This window comes from Nonomuraea sp. NPDC050733 (assembly GCF_040654215.1).
GTDB lineage: Bacteria > Actinomycetota > Actinomycetes > Streptosporangiales > Streptosporangiaceae > Nonomuraea.
This window is the reverse complement of record NZ_JBFAHO010000040.1, coordinates 63,115-77,004: the sequence shown is the minus strand read 5'-3', so window position 1 is coordinate 77,004 and position 13,890 is coordinate 63,115. Positions and strand designations below refer to the sequence as shown.

The following is a 13,890-nucleotide window of genomic DNA, read 5'->3' as shown; positions in this document are numbered from 1 at the left end:
CGTGGCGGGCGGCCGCCCGCCACGCCGGCGACCGAGCTGACGGCGAGAGCGCACCCGGTTCCCGGGTGCGCTCTTTACGGTCTGCGCTTAACCTGGAGGAGCGGTCGCCGTAATCGGATGACCGCGGCACCGGCCGCGGTCGCCGGTAGTCGGGTGACCGTGGCACCGGCAAGGGGAGCCGGCAGGGGGCGGCGGGAGCGTGCACAGGCCGTGCTACATCCAGTGATGACGTCCGCTCAGACGTCCAGCTTCATCGGGCGCCGCGGCGAGGTGTCCGGCGCCCGGCGGCTGCTGGCCCGTGGCCGCCTGCTGACCCTGACCGGGGCCGGCGGGGTCGGCAAGACGCGGCTGGCGCTGCGCGTGGCGGAGACGCTGCGACCGGCGTTCGACGACGGGGTGGAGATCGTCGAGCTGACCTCTCTGGAGGACCCGGACCTGCTGGTGCCGGCCGTCGCGACGGCGCTCGGCGTCCGCGACGCGGGGGCGTCCCCCATGACCGTGCTCGCCGACTACCTCTCCGGCCAGCACCTGCTGCTCGTCCTCGACAACTGCGAGCACCTGCTGGACGCGTGCGCGAAGCTGGTCGACGGGCTGTTGCGCGGCGCGGGCCGGCTGCGGGTGCTGGCCACCAGCAGGCAGACGCTCGGGGTGGCGGGCGAGCAGGTGCTCGTGGTGCCCTCGTTGTCCGTGCCGGACCCGGCCGCCGCGCCCCGCGCCATCGCGCGCAGCGAGGCCGTCCGGATGTTCGCCGACCGGGTGGCGCGGGTGCGTCCCGGCTTCACCGTGGACCGCACGGACGCCGCGCTGGTCGCCCGGCTCTGCCGCCGGCTCGACGGCATCCCACTGGCCATCGAGCTCGCGGCGGGACGGCTGCACTCCATGCCGGTCGAGGAGCTGGAGCGCCGGCTCGACGAGCGGTTCGAGGTGCTGGACGCCGAAGGCTCCGGGACCGTCCCGCCCCGCCACCGGACGATGCACGCGGCCGTGGACTGGAGCTTCGGCCTGTGCACGCAGGCGGAGCAGCGGCTGTGGAGCCGGCTGTCGATGTTCGCGGGCGGCCTGGACGTGGACACGGCCGAGGAGGTCTGCCACGGCCGCGGCATCGACCGGGAGGACGTGTTCGACCTGCTGGCGGGCCTCGTGGACAAGTCCATCCTGGTCGCCGACCACCAGGAGGGCCGCGTCCGGTACCACATGCTCGACAGCATCCGCTCGTACGGCCGGGAGAAGCTCGCGGAGAGCGGCGAGGAGGACGCGCTACGGCGGCGCTACTGCGACCACTACCGGCGCCTCGTCGCCGAGGAGCGGGTGGACCGGCTGGTGCCCGAGCAGCTCGACCGTTACCGCCTGCTGGCGACGGAGCTGCCCAACATCCGTGTCGCGCTCGACCTGTCGTACTCCCGGCCGGAAGAGGCGGCGGGCGGGCTCGACATGGTCTCCGCGATGTGGGGCTACTGGATCCTCGCGGGCTCCGTCACGGAGGGCCGTCACTGGCTGGACCGCGGGCTGGACCTGGTCACTTCCGGCTCCCGGGCCCGCCGGACCGCGCTGTGGGCGTCGGCGATGCTCGCCCTGCTCCAGGGCGACCGCGCCGAGGCGGAGGTCATGCTGGAGGAGTCGCACCGGCTGGCCCGTGAGGCGGGGGACGAGGAGACGCGGGCGTTCGCGACGCAGGTCTCCGCCATGCTCGCCTTCTCGGCCGGCGACGCGCGGAGCGGGATGGCACTCATGGAGAAGGCGCGGGCCGGCCACCAGGACCGCGGCGATCTCAGCGCCCTGGCCATCAACCTGTTCTACGACGTCTCGTTCAGCGCGGGCGAGGACCCCGAACGGGCCGGGGAGCTGGCCCAGGAGTTCCTGACGCTGTGCGTGAAGCGGCGCGCGGAGCCCTCGCGCGGGTACGCGCTGTTCGCCGTCGGCATCACCGCCTGGCACCAGGGTCACCCGCGGCGGGCCGAGGAGACGCTGCGGGAGGCGGTGGCCATCAGGCGGACCATCAGCGACCGGTGGGGGCTCGCGGAGTGCGTCGAGGTCCTGGCCTGGATCGCCGGGGCGCAGGGCCGCCACGAGCGCGCCGCCCGCATGCTGGGGGTGGCGAACGCGCTCTGGCAGGCGATGGGAGCCTCGCCGGCCAGGCTCTGGCCGCACATGCGCGACCACGAGCACTGCGTGGCACGCGCGCGCGAGGCGCTGGGGACGCGGGCCTACACGGCGGCGTTCCACAGCGGCGAGCGGCTGGGACTGGACCGGGCGGTCGCGTACGTGATCGAGGGCTGAGCGAGGGGCCCGCGATGCCCGGACGGACGACCGCCCGGCGCCGCAGGGAGCTATCCGCCGGACGCCCGGACGGGCTTGATCTTCGGGCAGTTCGTGCCGTTCGCGGGGGCGGCCAGTGTGGTCAGGTACCGGTCCACGAGCCGGTCCACGCATGGCGAGCCCTTGCGGTAGGCGGTGTGCCCGTCGCCGTCGAACGTCAGCAGCACACCCGACGAGAGCTGCGAGGCCAGCGCCTGCGCCCACTTGTACGGCGTGGCGGGGTCGCGCAGCGTGCCGATCACCAGGATGGGCGGGGCGCCGTCGGCCCGCAGCGGCCGGATCGACCTCTTCCGCCTGACCGGCCAGTAGTCGCACGGCGTCGTCCCGGTCCTGGCCGTGGCCTTGCGGGTGGGCGGGTGGTCCAGGCAGTCGATGGCCTCGCGCGCGGCGAAGCTGTTGGTGTACGTGCCGTCCGCCCGGCGCTCGCTGTACAGGTCCGCGAGCAGCAGCAGCCTGATCCCGTCCCCCTGGAACGCGTCGGCCAGCGCCTGCCGCAGCATGGGCCAGGCCGACTCGCTGTAGAGGGCCGACAGGACGCCCGTCACCGCGATCGCCTGGCTGACCTGCCTGCCGTCGTACACGTTGCGCAGCGGAGCCCTGTCCACCCGCGCCAGCAGGGCTTCGACCTTCTTGTTCGCCGCGCCCAGCCGGTGCGTCGGGAACGGGCAGCCCTTGACCTTGAAGCAGTCGCGCAGGAACGACTCTAAGGCCACGTCGAAGCCGCCGGACTGCCCGGTGCCGAGCTCGTCGCCGGTCCGCGTGGGGTCCATGGCGCCGTCGAGCACCAGCGCCCGCACCTTCCCGGGGAACAGGTCGGCGTACGTGGCGCCGAGGAAGGTGCCGTACGAGAAGCCCACGTACGTCAGGCGGGACTCGCCGAGAGCGGAGCGCAGCACGTCCATGTCGCGGGCCGCATCGGTGGTGGCCAGGTGGGGCAGCAGCTTGCCGGAGCGGGCCTGACACGCCTGGGCGAACTGCTTCTGAGCCAGGTCGAGGTTCTTGACCTCGAAGGTGGTGTCCGGCGACCTGTCCATGGCGAAGTAGCTGTCGAGCTGGGCGTCGGTGAAGCAGCGCACCGCGGTGGAGGCGCCCACGCCCCGCGGGTCGAACCCGACCAGGTCGAACCGGGCGCGGACGGCGGGGGAGAGGAACGCGTCTGCCTGCCTGGCCGCCTGGACGCCCGACTCGCCGGGACCGCCCGGGTTGACGACGACCGCCCCGGCCCGCCGGCCGGTGGCGGGCAGGCGGATCACCGCGATGTCGATCCGGTCGCCGCCCGGCTTGGCGTAGTCGAGCGGCACCTTCAGCCTGGCGCACTGGTGGCCGCCGCCGCAGGCGGTCCACGACAGCCGCTGGCCGTAGAAGGCGCCGAGCGCGGCGGGACGGCCGGGTGCCTGTGCCGCCTCCGCCGCCCGCGCGGGCTGGGCGGTGGCGGTGAGGCCGGCGATGAGCAGGCCGGCGAGTGCGGGGGTGATCACACTGGGTAGGCGTCGCATGGTCGTGTCCTCGTCTGGCGGCCGAGTGTGTGGATTCGCCTGGTTGGCCCTTGATTATTGGGACGTGCCGGTTGCGAGGCTCTTGAGGGGCGCTGACCTGTGACAATGGTGAAAGTTGAGGCATTTGTGCAGATTGTGGGAGTCTGTGGAGGGAGTGATCCGGCTTCCGGTGCGACTCCGGCGACGTTCGAAAGGTGATCCAGGATCATGCGCAAGACGATCGCGTTGGGCGTGGCGGCCGTCGCGCTGGCCGGCTGCGGGGTGCTTCCGGGCCGGCAGGCCGGCGGCGGCGAGGACGGGCAGGCCCAGCAGACCGCGGCCCGCGCCGAGACCACGACCGCCGCCCCGGCGCCCCAGCAGACCGAGGCGACGAAGGCGGCCGAGCCCACCGAGGCGATCGCGACCCGGGAGGCGAGCGTCGCGGGCGGCGGCCAGACCGGCAAGGCGCGGGTCGACATCACCGGCCTGAAGCGGCAGGGCAGGACCGTCACCCTCAACTGGACCGTCACCGCCCTCGACGGCAAGGTCAACCTGCACAACGGCATGAGCACCGGAACGCTGGACTTCTCGGTGTCGGCCGTCTCCCTGATCGACCCGGTCAACGCCAAGCGCTACCGCGTGGCCCGCAACGGCGCGACCGCCGACAGCGAGTGCGTCTGCTCCCGTACGCAGGGGCAGTTCCTGGAGCGAGGTCAGACGAGCTCGCTCTACGCCGTCTTCGCGGCCCCGCCCGCGGACGTCACGCAGGTCAACGTGGAGATGCCGATGATCGGCGTGCTCACCGATGTTCCGATCTCCTAGCATCGCCGCTCTGGGCGTCGCCGCCGGGCTGCTGGTGCCGGCGAACCCGCCGGCCGGTCCCACCACCCCGCCCGTCCCGCCGGACGTGAACGCGGTCGTGGAGGATCTCGTGCTGCCCGTCGAGGACATCGTCGGCGAGGTCGAGTCGCTCGACGGCACCCAGAGCGAGACGAAGCAGGGCACCCAGGTCACGGTCGCGCTCACCAGCGACGTGCTGTTCGCCGTGGACAAGTGGGCCTTGACCGGCGCCGCCAGGAAGCGGCTCCAGGGCGTCGCGGAGAAGGTCAGGGCCGAGGGGGCGGGCGGCGTCGTCAAGGTGCAGGGGCACACGGACGACCAGGGCTCCGGCTCCTACAACCTGCGCCTCTCCCAGCGGCGCGCCCAGGCCGTCGAGCGGGGCCTGCGCGGGCTGCTCGGGGACGCCGGCGTCACATTCCAGGCGCAGGGGTACGGCGAGACCCGGCCCAAACTGCCCAACCTCGTCGACGGCAAGCCGGTGGAGCGCAACCGGGCCAAGAACCGCCGGGTGGAGATCGTTTTCGACGCGCGTCAGTGAGCCGCGGGAGGTGGCCCTCGGTCAGTCGCCCGGCAGCTCGCCCAGGGTCGCCGTGACCGTGGTCTGCGTGCCGTCCGCGCGGACGAGGCCGACCTTGACCTGGTCGCCCGGCTTGAGCGTGGTCAGGAGCTCGGACAGGGCGGCCATTGTGGGCGTCTCGGTGCCGTTGACGGAGACGATCACGTCACCGGGCCGGATGCCCGCCTTCTCGGCGCCGCTGCCGGGCTCGACGCCGACCACCCCGACTCCCGTCGTCTGGCCGCTGCCGCCGACGACCGTGCTGCCCCTGATGCCGAGGGCGGCGCGGTGCGTGTTGGTGACCTTGCCGTCGCGGACGATCTGGGCGGCGATGTCCGTGGCGGTGTTGCTCGGGATGGCGAAGCCGATGCCGGGGGCCGCGCCGCCGCCCAGGTTCGGGTCCGTCGCGGCGAGCGTCGGGATGCCGATGACCTGGCCGGACAGGTCCACCAGGGCGCCGCCGCTGTTGCCCGGGTTGATGGAGGCCGAGGTCTGGATGGCGTTGGCGATCGTCGCGCCGGGGGAGCCGGGATCCTGCGGCTCGCTGACCGTGCGGCCGAGCGCCGAGACGATGCCGTCGGTCACGCTGCCCGACAGGCCCAGCGGGTTGCCCATGGCGAGCACGAGCTGGCCGACGCGCAGCCTGGCGGAGTCGCCGAACCGGGCCGGCCTCAGCCCGCTGGGGTCGTCCACCTTGATCACCGCGAGGTCGCCGGCGGGGAACGACTTGACCAGCCGGGCGGACCGGCCGGCGCCGCCGGTGGCCAGGGTCACCCGCATCTGCGTGGCCTCACCGACCACGTGCGCGTTGGTCAGGATGTGCCCGGCGGAGTCGTACACGATCCCGGAGCCGAGGCCCACCTTGGTGGTGATCTGCACGATCGACGGGAGGACCTCCTTGATGACCTGCTCGTAGGCCGTCTCCAGGGACTGGGGCGACGTGGGGACGACGGGCGGGCTGGCGGGCGCGGTGGCCGTGCCGGCCGGGGAGCCGGCCGTCGAGGTAGCCGTCGAGGTGGCCGTGGCGGCGGGGGCTGAGGCACCGGACGTCGAAGGGCCGGTCGTCGTGGCGGACTGGATCGCCGAGCAGCCGGTCAGCAGGACGGTCATGACGAATCCCGCGACGATCTTCCTCATGTGGAGGTATCTTCCCTGGCGCCGGTGAAAGATACGTTTTTTCGGCATTTGTGCTGGTCCGCGTAGGTGAGTGGGTGTTCGGGGAGATGGCGGGATGTGGGGGCGAGGGCCAGGGGCTCCGGAATAAGATTCTGGCCGGGACATGGCGGAAATATCCCGGTCTGAAGTGACGTAACCTCAAGGTCATGGCGGACGTCGGTGACCAGCAGCCCTCTCACGATGCTCCCACGACCCCGTTCCGGAAGATCGTCGTGCCCGCGGACGAGACGGTCAGGATTCCCCGGCCGCCCGGTTCCCGGCCCTCCGGCCCCCAGCCTTCCGGCCCTCAGTCCTCCGAGCCTCCCGCCGCGCCGCGGTCCGGACCGAGGACCACGCCCCAGTCCGGGCCGCAGTCCGGGCCCCAGTCCGGGCCGCAGTCCGGGCCACGGACCGCCCCGCCGTACGGGGCTCGTCCCGTTCGCGAGTCGGGGCCCCAAGCCGTCCCGCCGTCCGGGCCGCACGCGGCTTCACCGGCCGGGAACGGCTCCGGGGCCCAGGCGGGTGGGGCGCAGGCTGGCGGGGCGTGGGCGGGTGCCGGGGCCGCGACGCGGCTGGGGCACGGGCCGGGCCCCTCGTCGCAGCAGTACCCCATGCCCCCGGTCGTGCCGCCCCCGCCCCCGCCGCCCGGGTCCGGGCTGATGAGCCGCATCGGCGACATCCCCATCCGGGTCGTGTACCTCGTCGGCGCGATCATCGCCACGGTGGTGGCCGTGCTGCTGATCTTCACCGTCTTCTCGGGCGACGTGCCCAAGGACCAGGGCCTGCCGCAGGGCGGCTCGATCGCGCCCCCGCCCGCCGGAGCCGCGGAGGAGCCCGCCGCGACGCTCGCCGGGTCGGCCGTGCCGTCGGCCACGCCGTCGTCCACCGGTGTCGCGCTGCCTCCCGTGCCCGCCGCCAAGGAGTACGCCGTGCTGCCGGGCACGGCCAGCGTCGTCATCGGCCTGGTCAGCGACCCGAAGGCGGGCCTGTCGTATCCGCGGCTCGGCCTGCCGTGGAAGAGCGCGACGTCCGCGCCGTTCTCGGTGGCCCAGCGCGCCGGCAAGGCGGCCGTCCCGGGCGCCTTGATCGGCTCGGCGCCGCTGCCGGGCGCCACCCCGGCGGCCCGCCCGGCGAAGGACTCCGACTACCGCAAGCTCGCCGCGCGTGCCGCGACGTGGGCGCTGGGCACGCAGTACCCGGCCGGGGCCACGCTCACCTGGACGGGCTCGCAGCGTACGCCCCTGGGCAAGGGGTGGACGCTGGCCTTCAAGGTCGCGTACGACACGGACGGCGGGCAGCGCGTGGCGCAGGGCCTCGTCTCGGTCGTGGACACGGGCCGGGCGAAGCCCGCGATGCTGTTCGCCTCCATCCCGGAGAGCGGCAAGAGCCGCTGGCGTGACCTCAACACTCTCGCCGACCGGATCGCCCCCATCTAGGCCAGAAGCATCCTCTAGAATATGGTTCTGGCATCACCGGGACCTCGGCTGGAGGATGAGCGATGGCGATCGGGTTGAACGAGGAGCATGAGGCGCTCCGCGAGTCGGTGAGCGGCTGGGCAGAGCGGAACATCCCCGCCGAGCTGCTGCGATCCGCGACGGATGAGCGTCCCCCGTTCTGGTCGGGGCTCGCCGAGCAGGGGCTGCTGGGGCTGCACCTGCCCGAGGAGGCCGGCGGCTCCGGCTACGGGCTGCTGGAGGCCGCGGTCGCCGTCGAGGCGCTGGCCGAGCGGATGGCGCCCGGACCGTACGTGCCGACCGTGCTCGCCGGCGCGGTCGTCCACGCCTCCAAGCGGCACGACCTGCTCACGGGCCTGGCCGACGGCACCCTCACGGGCGCGGTGGCGCTCACGGGAGGCGCGGCGGTCGGGGGACCAGGCGGCCGGCTGACGGGGACGCGGTCCGCCGACGGGTCGCTGGTCGTGTCCGGCTCCGTCGAGCCGGTCCTCGGCGGGGCGTCCGCGGACGTGCTGATCCTGCCCGTGTCCACCGACGGCGGCGAGGTGTGGATCGCGCTCGACGCCTCGGACGCGACCGTCACCTCGCTGAGGTCCCTGGACCTGACCAGGTCGTCGGCCAGGGTGGAGGTGGCGGACGCGACCGTGCCCGCCGCCCGGGTGCTGGAGGGGGTTCGGGGGCTGGACGTGCGCAACCTGGCCGCCGTTCTGCTCGGGGCCGAGGCCGCGGGCCTGGCCGCCTGGTGCGTGCGGGCCGCCTCCGACTACGCCAAGGTACGCGTGCAGTTCGGCCGTCCGATCGGCCAGTTCCAGGGGATCAAGCACAAGCTGTCGCGGATGCTCGTGGCGCTGGAGCAGGCCCGCGCGACGGTCTGGGACGCCACCCGCGCCGAGGGCGGCGAGCTGGAGTACGCCGCCGCGATCGCCGGTGTGATGGCGCCGGACGCGGCCGTGCGGTGCGCGCAGGACGCGATCCAGACGTTCGGCGGCATCGGCTACACCTACGAGCACGAGGCCCACCTGTACTACCGGCGCGCCCTGACGCTGCGCGCGCTGCTCGGCGCGTCGGCCGGCTGGGCGGCCACGGTCACGGACCTGGCCATGGGCGGCGTGTCCCGGGAGATGGAGATCGACCTGCCGGAGGGCGCCGAGCGGCTGCGCGAGTCGATCCGCGCCGAGATCGCCGAGATCAAGGCACTGGAGGGCGTGGAGCAGAGGCGGGCGCTGGCCGCGCGCGGGTTCGTCATGCCGCACCTGCCCAAGCCGTGGGGCCGCGCGGCCTCGCCGCTGGAGCAGGTGCTGATCGCGCAGGAGCTGAAGGCCGCCCGGGTGCGGCTCCCCGCCATGATCATCGGTGCGTGGGTGGTGCCGTCGATCGTCTCGTACGGCACGCAGGAGCAGCAGGAGCGCTTCCTGCCCAAGACGCTCAGCGGGGAGACGATCTGGTGCCAGCTCTTCTCCGAGCCGGGGGCGGGCTCCGACCTGGCCTCGCTGCAGATGAAGGCGGAGAAGGTCGAAGGCGGCTGGCGGCTCAACGGCCAGAAGATCTGGACCTCCGTCGCGCACGTCGCCGAGTGGGGCATCTGCATCGCCCGCAACTCCTCGGCCGGCTCCAAGCACGAGGGCATCACGTACTTCCTGGTCGACATGAAGGCGCCCGGCGTGACGGTCCGGCCGCTGACCGAGATGACCGGCGAGAACCTGTTCAACGAGGTGTTCCTCGACGACGTGTTCGTGCCCGACGACCTGGTGGTCGGCGAGGTGGGTGACGGCTGGCGGGTGGCGCGCAACACGCTGTCCAACGAGCGCGTCTCGCTCTCCTCCGGCTCGGGCGGCACCGGCGCGTCCGTGCCCGACCTCGTCGGGCTGGCCGGCCGGCTCGGCCGGGAGCTCACCCCGGTCGAGGCGCACCAGGTGGCCGAGGTGATCTGCGAGGGGCACTCGATCAACGCGCTGTCGCTGCGCGTGACGCTCAAGCAGCTCGCCGGCGCCGAGCCGGGCGCGGACGCGTCGGTGCGCAAGCTGCTGTCCACCTCCCACGCCCAGCACGTGTCGGAGACCGCGGTCTCGCTGCTGGGCTCGGCGGCGGTGGTGGCGGCCGACATGAAGCTCGGCGACGCGGGCTACTGGAACCGGGCGGTGCTCGCCACGCGCGCCATGACCATCTACGGCGGGACGACGGAGGTGCAGCTCAACATCATCGGCGAGCGCATGCTCGGCCTGCCCCGGGACCCCGAGCCCGGCCACTGACCGCGGGGGCCGCCTGGAGGTGGGGGCCGGCCGCCGACCGGCCTCCTACGGGGTTCACGGGCTGACGGGCTGGAGCGGGGTCGGGGTGCCGTTGGCGGCGGGGCGCGGCACGCCGACCTTGATCTCGCCCACGCAGACCGTACGGCCGTCGAGGGCGCGGACGGCCAGGTCGGTGCCTCCGCCCTTGACCGTGGCGAACGTCCAGCCGAAGTCCTTGCCCGCCGGGACCGCCGTGACGGCTCCGCCGAGCCGCACCGCGATCGTGGCCGGCATGGGGTTGAGGTAGCCGACCTGGACGGTCCATGCGCCGTCCCGCAGGGCCGCGGGCAGCTTGAAGCGGCTCTCCCGCCCCGAGACCGGGGTGCAGCCGCCGCGCTGGGGGACGGTCATGCCCTGGATCTCGACGGGACGCAGCCGGCCGGCGTCGTCGAAGGCCAGCGGGTTGGGCACCGGGCCGGTCAGGGTCCGTGTCCAGGTCACCGGGTTCGGTGCGATCGGGCCGAGCACCCGGGAGGTCAGCGCGTAGTCGCGGAAGAACAGCGGGAGCACGACCTTGGCCGGCACGTGCGTGTCGAGGATGACCGCGTCGTGCGGGGCCCGCGCGAGGGCCGTCCGGCCGGTCTCGACGTAGCTCCTGACGTGGTCGCCGAGCGGCATCCGCGCGTACCCGGCGGCCGACCAGACCGAGCCGGCGGCGAACGCGGCGGCCACCGGGACCCAGGCGTACCGGAGCCCGGCGCGGAGGCGCCGCAGCCGCCGGGGCCCGGGGGCGGGGCGCCGCCAGGGATGCTCCTCGCCCCGTACCGGTATGAACGCGAGGCCGATCACGACGGCCAGCACCATCGCGGTGGAGGAGACGTACCTCAGCTCCTGCCCGCCGAGGTCGGGGCCGAGCTGCACGACCCGCCCGATCATGACGGGGACCACGTCGGCCAGCGCGAAGTAGCCGAGCAGCGTCAGCCACGCCAGCCAGGCCCGCCTGCGGTGCCACAGCGACACGCCCACGGCCAGGAGCGCGACGCCGAGGGCGGCCCACATGAGCGGCTGGGGGGCGGCGGCGATGGCGTAGTCCTCGCTGATCGGGTACCACTGCCACGGCCCGCCCAGCGCCCCCGGCACCAGGGAGCCGGTGAGCAGCTTCCACGCGAAGCTCACGGCCACGGCCGGGTCGGGGAGCGACGGCCGGATCGTGTCGTTGGTGAGCTGCACGGAGGTGAACAGCTGCCGGAAGAACACCGCCGCGTACCCGGCGACGACGGCGAGGTAGAGCACCCAGGCGGCGCGCCGCCGGGCCGGCGGGAACCAGCCGATCGTCAGCACGAACGCCAGCACGAGGATGAACGGCGCCTTGACGAAGAACACCATGGCGAGCACCGCCCAGCCCGCCACGGCCACGGCGTGCCGGAACCGCCCGGTCCTGGCGTAGCGGACCTGGGAGCCCAGCGCCATCGCCAGCGCCACCTGGAACGGCAGCGTCTCGACGACCACGGCCCACCACGACAGCGACGAGACGGTCAGCGGCGTCAGCAGGTAGAACCCGAGCGGCACCAGGATCGCCGGCCGGGTCCCGAACAGCAGCCGCAGCAGCCGCAGCAGCGCGAACCCGGCGGCGGCCAGCAGGCCCATCGTGACGGCGTGGGCCAGCACCTCGTTGTAGACGCCGAGCCGGCCCATCGCCCAGTGGATCGCGAACGGCCCCGGCACCAGATGCCCGTAGTCGACCCGCATGAGGTAGTCCCACGTCAGGTCGTGCTCCAGGCCGCGGGCGATGAAGGTGAAGTCGTCCTGGCGGAAGTACGTCCGGCGGACGAAGTCGAACCTCCAGACGAGCTGGACGGCGATCAGGGCGACGGCCGCGGCCAGCACGATGTCACCGTGCCGCCCATCACCGTGCTGCCGACCACCGGGCCGCCCATCACCGTGCTGCCCACCACCGGGCCGCCCATCTCTGGGTCGGCTCGGACGGGCCGCCGTCCCCGACTCGCTCGTCACCCCGTCCTCCCGGTTCCCCGCTGGGAAGCGTATCCAGGAGGGGATTCAGGCGGAATGCCCGTTGTGTGGTTGTGATGTCATAGCGGAATGCCCCGGACCCCGGCCGCCGCCCTGCTCGGCCTCGCACTGGGCTGCCTAGCGCTCGGGCCCGCCCTGGGGTGGGGGTTCGTGCTGGTGCAGGACATGGTGTTCGTGCCGGACCCGGAGTTCTCGCGCTTCACGTTCGGGCTGTCGGGGGGCGCGCCGCGGGTGGTGCCGAGCGACGCGGTCGTCACGGCTCTGTCGGCGGTGCTGCCGGGGGAGCTGGTGCAGAAGGCCGTCCTGCTGGGGATCTTCGTGCTCGGCTGCTCGGGCGCGGCGCGGCTGGTGCCGTCGGACGGGCTCGGGCCCCGGCTGGTGGCGGGAGCGTTCTACGTGTGGAACCCGTACGTGGCCGAGCGGCTGCTGATGGGGCAGTGGGCGCTGCTGCTCGGGTACGCCGGGCTGCCCTGGGTGGTGGGCGCGGTGGCCCGGGAGCCCGCCCGGAGGGGGCCCGTGTGGCGGCCGGCGTGGCGGCCGGCGGTGGCGGTGCTGCCCGCGGCGGTGGGCGGGTTCGCCGCCATGACGGTGACCGCGCTGACCGCCCTTCCCGTGGCGCTGCTGGGCGCGCCCCCGGACCGCTCGGATACGGCCGGGCGGTGGCGGCGGGTGGCGCCGGTGGCCGTCGTGCTCGTGGTGTTCAGCCTGCCGTGGCTGGTGCCGGCGCTGCTGCGGCCCGCGGGGGTGACCGGGGACGGGATCGGGGTGGAGGCGTTCGCGGCGCGGGCGGACGGGCCGTTCGGCGCCGTGGGGAGCCTGCTGTCGCTGGGCGGGATCTGGAACGCGCACGCGGTGCCCGCCGGGTACGGCACGCCGCTCGGCGCGGTGGCCCGCCTGCTGCTGTCCCTGACCGGCATCGCGGGGTTCGCTGCCCTCGCCGGCTTCGCCTGGCGCGGGCGGCCCGCTTCCGGCGCCGCGCCCGCGGTGAGCCTCCGGTGGCGGTGGGGGCTGGTGGTGGCGGCGTCGGCCGGGTTCGGGGTGGCGTGCCTCGGCGTGACGGCTCCGGGCCGGGCGGCGCTCACCTGGCTGGTGCACCTGTGGGGCGGGTTCGCGGTACTCCGGGACGCCCAGCAGTTCGTCGCCCCGCTGGCGCTGCTGGAGGCCGTCGGGCTGGGGCTGGCCGCCGCGGCCGCGGCGCGGGCGCTCGCCGGCGGCGGCCGGTGGGCCGTGGCGGTGCTGGCCCTGGTGCCGCTCGCCGTGCTGCCCACGATGGCGTGGGGCGCGACCGGCGCGCTGCGCGCGGTGCCGTACCCGGAGAGCTGGACGGCCGCCCGCGAGCTGATCCGGCGCGACCCCGAGCCGGGCGACGTGCTCGTCCTGCCGTTCGAGTCGTACCGGCGCTTTCCCTGGAACGGCGGGCGGGCGGTGCTGGACCCGGCGCAGCGGTTCTTCGGCGGCCGGGGCCGGGAGGTGGTCGCCAACGACACCGTGCGCGTCGGCGACCTGGTGGTCCCGAGCGAGGACGAGCGGGCGCAAAAGCTAGAACACGTACTAGAAGCGCCTTCGCCAGACCTGCTCCGGGCGGGGTTTCGGTACGTGGTCGTGGACGCGGGAACCCCGGCCGAGCGCGCGGAGTTCGACCGGTGGCTGAGGGGCGCGAAGCTGCTCGTGGACGCTTCCGACCTGCGGCTGTATCGTTTCGGCGGAACGATTGCCCAAGGCTTGTCCGAATAGGCCCATTGATCAGTGGCTTTATTAAGATTTCGTTTAGCTACTTCCGAGTAGCAAGAATTGGTTCTAGGTTGGTGACGGTCCCCCCCAAATGTGCCGCGCCC

The 13,890-nt window shown here is 73.8% G+C and carries 9 protein-coding genes; 6 read left to right on the top strand and 3 right to left on the bottom strand.

Annotated elements, in window-relative coordinates:
• Window positions 1–225 precede the first annotated feature (225 nt).
• Window positions 226–2,277 (top strand): AAA family ATPase, encoded by a 2,052-nt coding sequence (locus AB0H64_RS37330; RefSeq protein WP_357634409.1) that lies wholly within the window; start codon window positions 226–228, stop codon window positions 2,275–2,277.
• A gap of 50 nt (window positions 2,278–2,327) precedes the next feature.
• Here AB0H64_RS37330 and AB0H64_RS37325 read toward each other — a convergent pair whose 3' ends face one another.
• Window positions 2,328–3,812, bottom strand: a complete 1,485-nt coding sequence (locus AB0H64_RS37325) for an alpha/beta hydrolase (protein ID WP_357634407.1) — start codon at window positions 3,810–3,812, stop codon at window positions 2,328–2,330.
• A gap of 207 nt (window positions 3,813–4,019) precedes the next feature.
• Between AB0H64_RS37325 and AB0H64_RS37320 the strand changes: the two genes are divergently transcribed.
• Both AB0H64_RS37320 and AB0H64_RS37315 read left to right on the top strand, forming a co-directional pair.
• The gene (locus AB0H64_RS37320) at window positions 4,020–4,613 is read left to right on the top strand and encodes a hypothetical protein (protein WP_357634404.1); all 594 of its coding nucleotides are present in this window, start codon (window positions 4,020–4,022) and stop codon (window positions 4,611–4,613) included.
• On the top strand, window positions 4,597–5,169 hold the full coding sequence (locus AB0H64_RS37315) for an OmpA family protein (RefSeq protein ID WP_357634401.1): 573 nt from the start codon (window positions 4,597–4,599) through the stop codon (window positions 5,167–5,169). Before AB0H64_RS37320 ends, AB0H64_RS37315 begins: the two co-directional genes overlap by 17 nt.
• 21 nt (window positions 5,170–5,190) lie before the next feature.
• Here the strand turns inward: AB0H64_RS37315 and AB0H64_RS37310 are convergent, their stop codons facing one another.
• A complete protein-coding gene (locus AB0H64_RS37310; protein WP_357634398.1) occupies window positions 5,191–6,324 on the bottom strand; it encodes a trypsin-like peptidase domain-containing protein in 1,134 nt (377 codons plus the stop codon).
• Between the two features lie 629 nt (window positions 6,325–6,953).
• Between AB0H64_RS37310 and AB0H64_RS37305 the strand changes: the two genes are divergently transcribed.
• The gene (locus AB0H64_RS37305; protein WP_357634395.1) at window positions 6,954–7,778 is read left to right on the top strand and encodes a hypothetical protein; all 825 of its coding nucleotides are present in this window, start codon (window positions 6,954–6,956) and stop codon (window positions 7,776–7,778) included.
• 62 nt (window positions 7,779–7,840) lie between these two features.
• A complete protein-coding gene (locus AB0H64_RS37300) occupies window positions 7,841–10,045 on the top strand; it encodes an acyl-CoA dehydrogenase (protein WP_357634392.1) in 2,205 nt (734 codons plus the stop codon).
• 54 nt (window positions 10,046–10,099) lie between these two features.
• On the opposite strand, the gene AB0H64_RS37295 is transcribed toward AB0H64_RS37300, so the two are convergent.
• Window positions 10,100–11,911, bottom strand: coding sequence for a hypothetical protein (locus tag AB0H64_RS37295; RefSeq protein WP_357634389.1), 1,812 nt, complete (start codon window positions 11,909–11,911; stop codon window positions 10,100–10,102).
• Between the two features lie 213 nt (window positions 11,912–12,124).
• Between AB0H64_RS37295 and AB0H64_RS37290 the strand changes: the two genes are divergently transcribed.
• Window positions 12,125–13,789 carry a hypothetical protein gene (locus AB0H64_RS37290; RefSeq protein WP_357634386.1) on the top strand — a complete coding sequence of 555 codons (1,665 nt, stop codon included), beginning with the start codon at window positions 12,125–12,127 and terminating at the stop codon, window positions 13,787–13,789.
• Window positions 13,790–13,890 lie beyond the last annotated feature (101 nt).